The organism is Intestinimonas sp. (assembly GCF_026169115.1).
In the GTDB taxonomy this organism is placed as follows: Bacteria; Bacillota; Clostridia; order Oscillospirales; family Oscillospiraceae; genus Intestinimonas.
The window spans coordinates 1-12,886 of the sequence record NZ_JAPFEA010000083.1 but is presented as its reverse complement, the minus strand read 5'-3'; the positions used below and the strand labels follow the sequence as shown (position 1 = coordinate 12,886).

The 12,886-nt window shown below is 65.3% G+C and carries 10 protein-coding genes and 1 pseudogene; 4 read left to right on the top strand and 7 right to left on the bottom strand.

The features are described from left to right. Window positions 1–103: 103 nt before the first annotated feature. Window positions 104–349: a hypothetical protein gene (locus tag Q0Y09_RS07605; protein ID WP_297719949.1), complete on the bottom strand. Its 246-nt coding sequence runs from the start codon at window positions 347–349 to the stop codon at window positions 104–106. A gap of 129 nt (window positions 350–478) precedes the next feature. Between Q0Y09_RS07605 and argS the strand changes: the two genes are divergently transcribed. Together argS and Q0Y09_RS07595 are read left to right on the top strand one after the other, a co-directional pair. Then, window positions 479–2,227, top strand: coding sequence for an arginine--tRNA ligase (gene argS / locus Q0Y09_RS07600; RefSeq protein WP_297719947.1), 1,749 nt, complete (start codon window positions 479–481; stop codon window positions 2,225–2,227). A gap of 301 nt (window positions 2,228–2,528) precedes the next feature. Further along, complete coding sequence (locus Q0Y09_RS07595; RefSeq protein WP_297719945.1) at window positions 2,529–4,010, top strand: haloacid dehalogenase-like hydrolase; 1,482 nt, start codon at window positions 2,529–2,531, stop codon at window positions 4,008–4,010. A 71-nt stretch (window positions 4,011–4,081) separates the two neighbouring features. On the opposite strand, the gene Q0Y09_RS07590 is transcribed toward Q0Y09_RS07595, so the two are convergent. Next, complete coding sequence (locus Q0Y09_RS07590) at window positions 4,082–5,701, bottom strand: S-layer homology domain-containing protein (protein ID WP_297719943.1); 1,620 nt, start codon at window positions 5,699–5,701, stop codon at window positions 4,082–4,084. A gap of 209 nt (window positions 5,702–5,910) precedes the next feature. Here Q0Y09_RS07590 and Q0Y09_RS07585 point away from each other — a divergent pair, with 209 nt between their 5' ends. Further along, window positions 5,911–7,164, top strand: coding sequence for a homocysteine S-methyltransferase family protein (locus Q0Y09_RS07585; protein WP_297719941.1), 1,254 nt, complete (start codon window positions 5,911–5,913; stop codon window positions 7,162–7,164). Window positions 7,165–7,237: 73 nt separating this feature from the next. On the opposite strand, the gene Q0Y09_RS07580 is transcribed toward Q0Y09_RS07585, so the two are convergent. After that, window positions 7,238–7,453, bottom strand: coding sequence for a hypothetical protein (locus tag Q0Y09_RS07580; protein WP_297719939.1), 216 nt, complete (start codon window positions 7,451–7,453; stop codon window positions 7,238–7,240). 82 nt (window positions 7,454–7,535) lie between these two features. Here Q0Y09_RS07580 and Q0Y09_RS07575 point away from each other — a divergent pair, with 82 nt between their 5' ends. Continuing rightward, window positions 7,536–7,694: a toxin-antitoxin system protein gene (locus Q0Y09_RS07575; protein ID WP_297719937.1), complete on the top strand. Its 159-nt coding sequence runs from the start codon at window positions 7,536–7,538 to the stop codon at window positions 7,692–7,694. Window positions 7,695–7,757: 63 nt separating this feature from the next. On the opposite strand, the gene Q0Y09_RS07570 is transcribed toward Q0Y09_RS07575, so the two are convergent. The 4 genes and pseudogenes from Q0Y09_RS07570 to Q0Y09_RS07555 all read right to left on the bottom strand — a co-directional run. Continuing rightward, the gene (locus tag Q0Y09_RS07570; protein ID WP_297719951.1) at window positions 7,758–10,127 is read right to left on the bottom strand and encodes a vitamin B12-dependent ribonucleotide reductase; all 2,370 of its coding nucleotides are present in this window, start codon (window positions 10,125–10,127) and stop codon (window positions 7,758–7,760) included. Window positions 10,128–10,316: 189 nt separating this feature from the next. After that, window positions 10,317–11,816, bottom strand: coding sequence for a HAMP domain-containing sensor histidine kinase (locus Q0Y09_RS07565; protein WP_297719935.1), 1,500 nt, complete (start codon window positions 11,814–11,816; stop codon window positions 10,317–10,319). A 34-nt stretch (window positions 11,817–11,850) separates the two neighbouring features. Further along, window positions 11,851–12,534: a response regulator transcription factor gene (locus Q0Y09_RS07560; protein ID WP_297719933.1), complete on the bottom strand. Its 684-nt coding sequence runs from the start codon at window positions 12,532–12,534 to the stop codon at window positions 11,851–11,853. 26 nt (window positions 12,535–12,560) lie between these two features. Further along, window positions 12,561–12,886 (bottom strand): annotated as a pseudogene (locus Q0Y09_RS07555) (hypothetical protein); the annotation flags it as partial.

Below are 12,886 nucleotides of genomic sequence, written 5' to 3'. Positions count from 1 at the left end.
TCCTGGTCCAGTGAGGGTCGATCTCGATGGGCCCGTGAGGGCCGCGGGCCGTCAGGCCCGTCCAAGTGTCCCGCCTTTGGCGGGACCTTGCCGCAGGCGGGATTCACTCCCGCCGAGGAAGTGAAATTTTGAAGGGGTCCCCGGAGCACCGGGTGCTCCAGGGGCGATCGACCACGCGGTGGCGGGAGAAAATCTGTTCCACATCGATGTGCGCGAGAAGGAGCCCATCCTGGTCCAGTGAGTACAGGACGGGAATGATGGATTCTTCGGCCTTCGGCCTCAGAATGACGGGGAAGGAAAACTGTGAAATGCTGCGGTCCACGTCGCTCTGATGCATTCTGTGCGTCATTCTGAGCGGAGCGAAGAATCCGCTTTTCCCCGGCTCTGCTTCCAGGCGGAGCGGATTTTATGAAAGAATGGGGTCCCCCGGAAAGCGTACAGCGCTTTCCCGATGAAAAGAGAAAGGTGAAGGAAGCATATGGCGAATCTTATCCAGGCCGCCAAGGATCAGGTGGCCGTTCTTACCAGACAGGCTTATGAAAAGGCGGCCCAGGCGGGGCAGCTCCCCGGCGGGCTGGAGGTAAAGGGCTCTGTGGAGATCCCCAAGGACGTCTCCCACGGCGACTACGCCTCCTCCTTTGCCATGGCGGGGGCCAAGGCCATGCACATGGCCCCCAGGGCCATCGCCCAGATCATCTGCGACAACCTGGAGCTGGAGGGCAGCTTCTTCCAGAAGGCGGAGATCGCCGGCCCCGGCTTCCTCAATTTCACCCTGGGCCCCAAGTGGTACGGCCAGATCATGGCCGATGTGGAGGCCGAGGGGAATCGCTACGGTCAGAGCGACGTGGGCCACGGGGAGAAGGTCATGGTGGAGTTCGTCTCCGCCAACCCCACCGGCCCCATGCACATGGGCAACGCCCGTGGCGGCGTGCTGGGCGACACCCTGGCCAACGTCCTCTCCATGGCCGGCTGCGACGTCTGGAAGGAGTTCTACGTCAACGACGCCGGCAACCAGATCCACAAGTTTGCCGTCTCCATCGACGCCCGCTATCACCAGCTCATTCTGGGGGAGGAGAAGTTCCCCTTCCCGGAGGACGGCTATCACGGCGAGGACATCAAAGAGCTGGCCCAGGCGTTTCGGGACAAGGAGGGCGACGGCTGGCTGGACAAGCCCGAGGCCGATCGCCAGGAGGCCATGGCCAAATTCGGCCTGTCCGTCAACATCCCCAAGATGGAGAGCGACCTGCGCCGGTACAAGATCGTGTACGACCAGTGGTTCCTGGAGTCCGAGCTCCACGAGAGCGGCTATGTGGCCGAGACCGTGGGCATGCTCAGCGAGAAGGGCTGGACCTATGAGAAGGACGGGGCCCTGTGGCTCAACACCACCGAGCTGCTCAAGAAGAAGTATATGGCCGAGGGCAAGACCCAGGAGCAGGTGGACAAGCTGGACCTGAAGGACGACGTGCTCCGCCGGGCCAACGGCTTCTACACCTACTTTGCCGCCGACATCGCCTACCACCGCAACAAGTTGGAGAAGCGCGGCTTCCAGAAGGCCATCAACATCTGGGGCGCCGACCACCACGGCCATGTGGCCCGGCTCCAGGCCGCCCTGGACGGCCTGGGCCTGGACGGCTCCCACCGGCTGGTGGTGGTGCTCATGCAGCTGGTCAACCTCCTCCAGGACGGCCAGCCCGTCCGCATGTCCAAGCGCTCCGGCAAGGCCATTGCCCTCCACGATCTGCTGGACGAGATCAGCGTGGACGCCGCCCGGTACTTCTTCAACTCCCGGTCCTCCACCTCCCCTCTGGACTTCGACCTGGACCTGGCCGTCCGGGAGGACTCCGACAACCCGGTGTACTACGTCCAGTATGCCCACGCGCGCATCTGCTCCATGGTGCGGAAGATGGCCGAGGAGGGCGTTGCCGTTCCCGCCGCCGCCGAGGTGGACGCCACCCTCCTCCAGGAGCCGGAGGAGAAGGCCCTGCTGAAGGCCCTCTCCGAGCTGCCCGAGGAGATCCGGCTGGCCGCCCGGGACTACGACCCCTCCAGGATCAACCGCTATCTGGTGGAGCTCTCCGGTAGCTTCCACCGCTTCTACAACACCTGCCGGTGCATGGTGGACGAGCCCGCCCTTCGGGACGCCCGCCTCAAGCTGGCCGACACCACCCGGGCCGTCATTGCCGCCGGTCTGGAACTGCTGGGCGTCGCCGCCCCTGAGAAAATGTAAGATGAGCACGCAGGGCGCTTCGGACTGAGTCCGAAGCGCCCTATTTTCAATTTATTGAGCATGCTTGCCATGAAAAGAGAGGGAATACGGCGATATTGTTGTTGAAAATATATAAAATGTCGTGTGCGAAATTAGACTGTTCGGAGAAAAGAGTGGGGGGCGTTGCAAAAAAAAGCGTGCTCGTGGTATCATCAAATTGCCTTTACCAGGAAGGAGTGGTGTTGGGAAGCAAATCATCCCTCGCCGGCGCTGTGCGCCGAACAGAGCATCCATGAATCTGAACATCGGGAGGAAAGCATAGATGAAAAATCGTAAGAGCACAAAGCTGCTGGCCCTCGGTCTGGTTTTCGCCCTGGGTCTCGGTATGTCCACCGCCTTTGCCGCGCTGTCCGTGACCCCCGCCACCACCAAGGTGACCGTGGATGGGCAGGCCGTGGAGGTAGAGGCGTATAACATCGATAATGGCAACAACTACTTCAAGCTCCGTGACTTCGCCTCCAACCTGGACTTCGGTCTCAGCTGGGACGCTGCCACCGACACCGCCGCCATCGATACCACCGCCCACTATAAGCCCGACCCCACCCAGCTCATCACCGGCAACTGGGCGCCCACCACCCGGGCCCGCATCCAGGCCGTGATCGACGAGAACGCCAACAGCGGCAGATATGTGGTGTTCGACTTCGACAACACCTCCGTCATTTTTGACGTACAGGAGGCCCTGCTGGTCTACCAGATCGAGAACCTCATCTTCAAGATCGACCCCAAGGAGATGACCGAGGTCCTGGAGACCGGCATCCCCGACCTGAACAAGGAGATGGGCAAGAGCATCGACGGCAAGACCATCACCCCCGCCACCCTGGCCGCTGACATCTCCAGCGACTACGCCTGGCTCTACGAGAACTACGAGGGCTTCGGCGCCGGCGGCAAGTTCGACCTGGACTACATCCACGCCACCAACCAGTATCAGGATTTCGCCGCCAAGGTGCGCTTCATGTATAACAACCTGGGCGATTTCTTCGATCACGCCGTCTCCTATCCCTGGGTCACCTACCTCTTCACCGGCATGACTCCCGATGAGGTGCAGGAGCTGGCCACTGCCTCCCACAAGTACTGGGCCTCCTACGGCCGCTATGCGGAGGAGACCTGGACCTCCCCCATCGAGCTGCCCGGCGAGAGCGGCATTGTCTCCGCCAGCTTCATCACCGGCCTCACCTTCACCGATGAGCTCAAGGACCTGTACGCCACCCTGCGCGCCAACGGCATCGACGTCTACATCATCTCCGCCTCCCCCATCGACACCATCCTGGCCGCCAATGAGGCCATGGGCTATGGCGTCCCCGAGGAGAATGTCTTCGCCATGAGAAACAAGCTGGGCGAGGATGGCCGCTACATCAACGAGTATAACTACGACTGGGGCGGCGAGGGCAAGTACGCCCAGACCCAGGGCCCCGGCAAGAGCACCATCATCACCAACTTCATCGCCCCCAAGTATGACGGCGTTGGTCCTCTGATGGTCTTCGGCGACAGCGCCGGCGACTGGAACATGATGACCGACTGGATGGACGAGGGCGACACCGTTCTGGGCGTCATCTTCAACCGCTACCGCAAGCCCAGCAGCGATCCCATCTGGGAGGGCTCCAACCAGGCCGCCCAGACCATCGGCGATCCTGACGCCCGCTTCGTGCTCCAGGGCCGCAACGAGAACACCGGCGAGCTCCGTCCCAGCGAGAAGTCCATCATGCTGGGCAGCACCGAGGAAGTTCTGGTCCGTCCCGCCGCGTAACACTCTGCCTTTACATGAAAAAATGTCCGGCGCCAAAGGCGCCGGACATTTTTTGCTGCTCAGTTCCGCCCTCAGACCAGATGGGCCCAGGGAAGACTCTCCCGGGTGGCGGCGGGGTAATGGGCGGTGAGGACCTGGGTGAGGAAGGCGATCTTGCTCCGCAGCCCTTGGGCGGCGCCGGAGGCCAGCTGCGCCTCCACCTGGTCCCGGTAGTGCCACAGATAGGCCCAGGTCTCGGCGAAATCCTCCGGACGGCTGGTCATGGCGTAGGAGGAGACGAAGTCGGCGTCGGAGGAACTGAAGCTCACCCACCGGTTGCAGGAGTCGGTCCAGCCGTTGGCGATCATGGCGGAGGAGACCACCATGTGCCCCATCTCGTGGCTGTACTCATAGGGGGAGCCGTTGCCGGTGTAGTAGATGCGGTCGATCCTCATGCCCGACTCGTCATAGACGTGCTGGCCGGAGAAGCCGCCGCTGTTGGAGAAGCTGCCGGACATCATCACACTGACGGGGGTACCGTCAAAAAAGATCATATCGGCGGGGAAAAGAACGATCTCAGTGGTCCGATTTCCCTTTGCGGCCACCACCTGCCGGAGGAAGCCGTCGGGGTAGAGGTCAAAGGCCGCCTTCATCTGGGTGAGGGCGTTGTAGACCGACTGGAAATAGGCGGAATCCAGGGTCACATAGTCAAAGGTGGCGTGGCTGACCTGAGCGCCGGGGACGCCGTCGTTGAACTCAGGGAGGTAGAAGATCTGGATGCCGATGTCGGACTCCAGCTGCCGGCAGAGGTCCCAGGCCATGTCGTTGGGGTAGTGGGTCCGGGCCGTTCCCTTGAAGTCGGCTTCGGTGGCAGGGGCGGCGGGGGCGGCCACAGAGACGGTACACTTGAGCTGAAAGTCCCCGCTGCGGCAGGTCAGGACGGCGCTGCCGGGGGCGACGGCCCGGATGGAGACCGCGCCGTTGCCGGGGTCCTCCGCCACCGCCGCCACGGCGGGGTCACTGGAGGTCCAGTGGGCGGAGTCGGCCCCGGTGGCATAGTGACAGCCGGTCTCCAGCACCTCGCCGGGCTGGAGGGTGTAGCTGTAAGACTCCATCTGCATGTAGACGCTGCTCAGCAGCCGGTACATGGTCACATAAGCCTGCTGCCGGGAGTAGGAGCCCTGGGGGGCGAAGGCGCCGCCGCCGGCGCCGTTCATCACGCCCCAGCCCACGATGGAGGAGACCGCGTCCCTGGCCCAGGGGGCGATGGCGTCCTGGTCGGTGAAGACCGCCCCCTTGGGGGCGATGGGGGCCCCCATGGCGGTCAGGGTATTGCAGAGCATGACGGCGGCCTCCTGCCGGGTGATGCCCTTTTCCGGGAGAAAGCTGCCCTGGCCGTCTCCGCTGACGATGCCCAGGCCGGCGGCGGTGAGGACATCGGGGTCATCGGTGTCGTCAAAGGAGGCTGGGGCGGGGGAAAAGCTCCAGCCGTTGACCCGGGCGGCCTCATTCAGGCAGATCACCGCCAGACGGCAGAACTCCGCCCGGGTGATGTCGTCGGTATAGCGGCTCTGGAGGTCGTCGGGCACCAGGCCCAGCTCTGCCGCCAGAGCTACCTCCCCAGCGGCCCAGGGGTCGGGGGCGTCGGCAGCGGAGGCCGGGGCGGTCAGCAGGCCCAGCACCAGGGCCAGGGGCAGGAGATGACGGAGCAAATGTGTTCGCATAAAATTCCCCTCTCTTCTATCCGCATAAAGCGGAAAACTGGTATAGACAGGATAACACGGAAGGCGATGGAATACAAGCTAGGGCGGGGAAATGGGGGACTTTGCACCGGGTCCCTTGCCTTTTCCGCCGGAGCTATGGTATACTGAGTGCGAGCAAAGGCCGCTCCGGCGGCCACACTGAGGAGGAACTGTATTTTATGGAGCCCATACCCCTATCCCTGTCCCTGCCCCTTTTGATGGACGGCGCCACCGGCACCGAGCTGCAAAAGCGGGGCATGCCCGCCGGCGTCTGCACCGAGCGGTGGGCCCTGGAGCACCCGGAGGTCCTGCTGGAGCTCCAGCGGGCCTATGTAAGCGCCGGGGCCAATGTGCTGGTCACCCCCACCATCGGGTGCAACGAGGGCGCGCTGGAGCCCTTCGGCCTTTCGGAGCAGATGGAGGACTACAACCGGCGGCTGACCGCCCTGACCCGCCAGGCGGCGGAGGGAAAGGCCCTGGTGGCCGGGGACCTGGGTCCCACGGGGAAGGCCATCCCGCCCTATGGGGAGACCCCCTTTGAGGAGCTGGTGGACCTCTACGCCCGGCAGGCGGCGGTGCTGCTGTCGGCGGGGGTGGACCTCTTTCTGGTGGAGAGCGTCCAGGCCATGGCCGAGGCCCGTGCGGCGGTGCTGGGCATCCGAAAGGCCGGGGGCGGGGACAGGCCCATTCTGGTGACCTGCTACTGCGACGACGAGGGGCGGACCCCCACCGGCACCGACGTGCTGGCCTGCGCCATCGTCATGCAGGGCATGGGGGCGACTGCCTTCGGGCTCAACTGCGTGGACCCGGCGGTGGCCGAGGAGCAGCTGACCCGGCTCCACCTCTACACCGATATGCCCCTCATCGCCGAGCCCTCCGCCGGCGAGGCGCGGGAGGAGGGGGGCCGGCTGGTCTACCCCGACGACGCGGAGGGCTTTGCCCGCCGGGTGCCCAGCTGGGCGGCGGCGGGGGTGCGCATCTTCGGCGGCTGCTGCGGGACCCATCCCGGCCACATCGCCGCCATCCGGCAGGCCATGGCCGGCATTGACTTTGCATCCTTCCCCCCGGTGGTGAAGGACCCCGATGTCATCCCCTGCGCCAGCGAGAAGGAGGCCCGGTTCATCACCCCCGACGTGGACGTGGGGGATACCATCGAGTGCGGCCCCGACCTCATGGAGGAGATTCTGGAGGCCGAGGAGGAGCGCCCGGTGGGGGCTCTGCGCATCGCCATCCTGGAGGAGGACGACGTGGCCATCTTCGCCGAGGAGCAGTACGCCGTCCGGGACGCCCTGTGCCTGTGGTCCGACGTGCCCGAGCTCATGGAGGCGGCCCTCCGGGCCTACCAGGGCCGGGCCTTCTACGACGGCACCGCCGAGCTGGAGCCCGAGGTGCTGGAGCGGCTGAAGCGGGAGTACGGTCTCATTGTTTTGTAAAATGTCCTGTAAGTGCAAAATGGCCCGGCGGAGCAGTTGCTCCGCCGGGCTTTTGTTTTTCTCAATATCGGTTTTAAGGGGATGGGGCAGGGTCCTCCGGGGACTTTTTGAAGGGCGGGAGCAGCTCGTAGATGCGCTCGGACTGGGGCGGCGTCCCGCCCGCCGCCCGCCAGCCCGCCACAAAGGCCAGCCGCACCATGGAAAAGAGGGCGGCCTCTGCGTCGTCGTACTCATGCCGGTCCAGGAAATTGGAAAAGGCTTCTTCCAGATCGTTGGAATACATACTCATCACCTAAGTAGGATTATAAGCGATTAGGTAGGATTCGTCAATATTTTATATCATAAGATGCTATCTTATCCTTGGTGATAGGATGAAACCGTTGAAAGAAAAGGTAAGTTTGACGCTGGACGGTCCGGTGCTGGAGCGGGTCCAGACCCTGGCCGAGGGGGACGACCGCTCCCTGTCCAGCTATATCAATCAGGTCCTCAAGGCCCATCTGGAGGAGCTGGACCGGAAAAAAGAAGCATGAGCATGCAAAAAGGCGTGGAGCTTGTGGCTCCACGCCTTTTGTCATGGAAAAGAGCTGGGGGACTCAGCCGCACTTGGAGTAGCCGCAGTTCCGGCAGGTGACGCAGCCGCCCTCATGCTCCAGAGGGCTGCCGCACTCGGGGCAGAACTTGGCCAGCTTGGCCTCGGCGGGGGTCATGTCGGGGCGGGGGCCCTGGGGTACGCCGGGCCGGAGGACGGGCTGAGCGGGGGCGGCAGGGGTGTGGTCCGCGGGGGGACAGGGGGGGATGGTGTTCTTCTGGGACGCCTTCATCACCTTCTCGATGGCCTTGGCGATGGCGTCGGGGCAGGAGGTCACCGGCACCCCAGGCTGCCGCAGGCAGGAGGGGCAGCGGATGCCCTTGAGCTGGGTGATGATCTCGCCGCTGTCCACGCCGGCCCGCAGGGCGATGGACACCAGGCGGGCGGTGGCCTCCGACTGGGAGGGGCAGCCTCCGGCCCGGCCGGTGTTGGTGAAGACCTCACAGATGCCCTGCTCGTCATAGTTGACGGTGATGAAGAGCTTGCCGCAGCCGATTTTCACCTTCTCGGTGTAGCCCATGGTGACGTCGGGCCGGGGGCGGGGCAGGATGGAGCCGTTGCGCAGCAGACAGGCGGTGGAATCACAGCTGGACTCCAGCAGCTTCTCCACATGGTCGGGCAGGGAGCTGTCGGCCTTGCTGTCGCCGGCCTTCCCATCGTTGACCTTGCCGATGTTGAGGACCTGCTCGTCCCGGCTGCCGTCCCGGTAGATGGTGGTGCCCTTGCAGCCCAGCTCGTAGGCCAGACGGTAGACCTCGGCCACCTCCTCCTTGGTGGCGGCGTTGGGGAAGTTCACCGTCTTGCTCACGGCGTTGTCGGTGAATTCCTGGAAGGCGGCCTGCATCTTCACATGCCAGATGGGGGAGACGTCGTGGGCGCAGACGAAGACCTGCTTCATGTCCTCGGGGACGCCCTCCACATGGGCCAGGGTGCCCTGCTCCACCACAGACTGCATCAGCGCGTCGTTGTAGAGACCCCGGCGGGTGAGCTCCTCCTTGAGGATGCCGTTGGTCTCGATGAGGTGGGTGCTGTCCATGACGTTGCGGATGTAGGCGTAGGCGAAGACCGGCTCCACGCCGCTGGACACGCCGGCGATGATAGACAGGGTGCCGGTGGGGGCAATGGTGGTGACGGTGGCGTTGCGCAGGGGCCTGCCGTCCTTGTAGATGCTCTCGCCGAACAGGGGGAAGGGCCCGCGGACGGCGGCCAGATCCTCGCTGGCCCGATGGCCGATGGTCTGGACCAGCTCCATGACCTCCCGGGCCATGGCCACGCCCGCGTCGGAGTTGTAGGGGATGTCCAGATAGAGGAGCATGTCGGCAAAGCCCATGACGCCCAGGCCGATCTTCCGGGTCAGCTTGGTGACCTGGTCGATCTCAGGCAGGGGGTACTGGTTGACCTCGATGACGTTGTCCAGGAAGTGGACGGCGGTGCGGATGGTCTCCGTCAGCTTCTCCCGGTCCAGGGCGTAGCCGTCGGGGGTCTTTTTCAGGTGGTTGACCAGGTTGATGGAGCCCAGGTTGCACGCCTCGTAGGGCAGCAGCGGCTGCTCGCCGCAGGGGTTGGTGGACTCGATCTCCCCCTGGGCGGGGCAGGGGTTGTCCCGGTTGAGCCGGTCCAGGAAGATGATGCCCGGCTCACCGGTGCGCCAGGCCGAGTCCACAATGGACTCGAAGACCGCCCGGGCGCTCAGCCGGCCAGTGACCTTTTTGGAGGCGGGGTCCACCAGCTCGTACTCCCCACCGGACTCCACCGCCGCCATAAAAGCCTCGGTGAGCCCCACGGAGATGTTGAAGTTGGTGATCTCCTTGGTGTCGTTCTTGCAGGCGATGAAGTCCATGATGTCGGGGTGGTCCACCCGGAGGATGCCCATGTTGGCCCCCCGGCGGGTGCCGCCCTGCTTCACCGCCTCGGTGGCGGCGTTGAAGACCTTCATGAAGGAGATGGGGCCGCTGGCCACGCCGCCGGTGGAGTTCACCGTGGAGCCCTTGGCCCGGAGCCGGGAGAAGGAGAAGCCGGTGCCGCCGCCCGACTTGTGGATGAGGGCGGCGTTCTTGATGGCGTCGAAGATGTCCTCCATAGAGTCGGCCACCGGCAGCACGAAGCAGGCGGAGAGCTGTCCCAGAGGCCGGCCGGCGTTCATCAGGGTGGGGGAGTTGGGCAGGAAGTCCAGGCTGGTCATCAGCTGGTAAAAGGCGTCGGACGTGGCGGCGGTGTCGGCCTGGGGGTCAAAGCGGGCGTCGGCGGCGGCAATGGCGTCCGCCACCCGGCGGAAAAGCTCCTCCACGGTCTCGGTGGGCTGGCCCTGCTCGTCCCGGATCAAATAGCGGCGCTCCAGGACCGCGCGGGCGTTCTCGCTGATCGGCATAGTCAGTCGTCTCCTCTTTCGTTCTGAGTTTATATGGTGGGGAGGGGCGGCGCCCTCCCGAAAACGCGCACTACATATTGTATCAGAGAATCAAGTGAAGTCAATATATCGCTTTTCACGAAAAAAACGGAGGGGGTATCCCCTCCGTTGCCGCAACGCCTAGAGCCAGACGGAAAATGCCTGTCAAAGGGGGCCTCACCCCTCGCCGCCGGGCAGACTGGCCAGGGGGAGCACCAGAGTCATGCGGGTGCCCACCCCCCTGCGGGATAGGACCTCCAGCCAGCCGCCGTGCCGCTCGGCGATGGTCTGGGCGATGGCCAGACCCAGGCCGGTGCCGCCGGTCTTCCGGTCCCGGGACTGGTCGGCCCGGTAGAAACGCTCGAAGATGTGGGGCAGGCGCTCGGCGTCGATGCCGTCCCCCTCGTCCTGGACCGACAGGCGGGCGGTGTTCCCCGCCGTCTCCAGGGAAAGGGTGATCTCCCCGCCGTCGGGGGTGTACTTGATGCTGTTGTCCACCAGCACCCGGACACACTGCTTGATGAGCCCCAGGTCGGCGTGGACCGGCACCGGTATCCGCCCCCAGCGGGCGGTGAAGGGGTGGGTCTGGTCGATCATCTCGGTCTCCTTGAAGACCTGGGCGGCCACCTCGGTGAGGTCGAAGTTGGCCAGCTCCACCTGCATGGTGTCGTTGTCGCCCCTGGCCAGGAAGAGAAGCTGCTCCACCAGCTCCTTCATGGACTCGGCCTCCCCCCGGATGGCGTCGATGGCCTCCTGACGGGTGGCGGGGTCGTCCTTCCCCCAGCGGTCCAGCAGGCTGGCATAGCCCTGGATGACGGCGATGGGGGTGCGCAGCTCGTGGGAGGCGTCGGAGACGAAGCGCATCTGGGCGCGGTAGGCCGCCCCCAGCCGGTCCAGCATGGCGTTGATGGCCTGGGCCAGGTCCCGCAGCTCCTTCTGGGTGCCGGAGACCGGGATGCGCTTGTCCAGATGGGTGGCGTTGATCTCGTCCAGACGCCCGGCCAGGGCAGAGAGCTCACTGGCCGACATGGAGGGCGGGGCGCTCCCCAGCCGGGTGGCCGCCGCCGCCAGCTCCTGGATGGGCCGGAGGGTCTTTTTGATGAGCCCGGCGTTTCGGAGCAGGTTGAGGAGGAGGCTGAACAGCTGGCAGACCAGCAGAACGCGCCCGGCGAAGGCCATGAGGTCCACCGGCTGCTCCAGGGCCAGGGTGATGGCGTAAGGGGTCCCGGCGTTGGGCAGGGAGAGGGTGTAGGCGGCCCCACGGCCAGGGTGGGCCGTCCACAGGCCGAAGAAAAGGGATTCCTCTCCCAGGGTGAGGACCCGCAGAGCCTCTTCCTCCTCCGGCAGGGCCTGCGGGCCCAGGACCATGGGTAGCAGGAAGCCGCCGATGCGCAGCCCGTACTCCGGCGGCGGAGCTTCCAGGGCGGAGATGGTGTAGTCCCCGGCTGACATCCACGCGGTGGCCTCGGCGGAGGGGACGCCCCGCTCCGCCACCAGCTGGGCGATCTCCCCGCACTGGCGGTCACACCACAGCAGCAGCCCGCCCCAGGAGAGTGCCAGCAGCAGCAGGTCGGTGGTGAGATAGATGCCCAGCAGCCGGAGGAACAGCCGCAGGTTGAGCCGCAGGACGATGGAGGAGCGGATGCCGCCCCGGTCCTGCTCGGGTCTGGAGGCCATGCAAGCCCCTCCTTTCCTGTCTGTTGCCGGGCCCTCAGCCCTCCTCCCGGATGACGTAGCCCACGCCCCGGACGGTGTGGATGATCTTCACGCCGAAGCGCTCGTCGATCTTGGAGCGGAGGAAGCGGATGTAGACGTCCACGGCGTTGGTCTCCCCGGCGAAGTCAAAGCCCCACACGTTGTCCAGCAGGGATTCCCGGGAGATGACCTTCTCCTTGTTCTCCAACAGGTAGCGCAGCAGGTCGAACTCCCGCCGGGTGAGCTCCACCGGCGTTCCGGAGACCGCCACCTCGTGGCGCTCCACGTCCATGACCAGGCTGCCGCAGGTGAGCCGGGGGACCTCCGCCGGGGCGGCGGGGCGCTTGCGCAGGGCGGCCCGGATACGGGCCAGCAGCTCCTCGATGGCAAAGGGCTTGGTCACATAGTCGTCGGCCCCGGCGTCCAGGCCGGAGACCTTGTCCACCACCGTGTCCCGGGCGGTGAGCAGGATGACCGGCGTCTGCCGCTCCCTCCGCAGCCGCCGGAGGACCTCCATCCCCGAGAGGGCGGGGAGCATGATGTCCAGCAGGATGAGGTCGAAGTCCCCGGTGAGGGCCCGGTCCAGGCCCGTCCGTCCGTCAAAGGCTTTCTCCACCTCGTAGCCCTCATACCGCAGCTCCAGCTCCACCATCCGGGAGAGCTTTTCCTCGTCTTCCACCAGCAAGATCCGTTCCGCCATGGGGCAGACCTCCTTTTTATGCTTCATCATCGCCGGCGCAGCCGGTCTCCAAGGCGGTCCAGGGCCCGGCGCAGGGCGGCGGTCAGTCCACGGACCTCTTTCCCCTCCAGAAAGGGGCCGGAGAGGCGGTAGCGGAAGCCCAGCGCCAGGCCGACGGCCAGCACCGCCGCGATCTCCCAAAAGAAGAAGAGCAGGAGCACGGCCAGCACCAGCAGGGGCACCGAGGCGGCCTGCCGCCCCTTGCGCCAGACCTCCATGCGGTTGACGAGACTCTTGTGGAAGAGCTCGCCCAGCCCGTCCTTTACATCGGACCAGGCGGCGGGCCCCGCGGGGCGGCGGGCAGCGCCTGCGC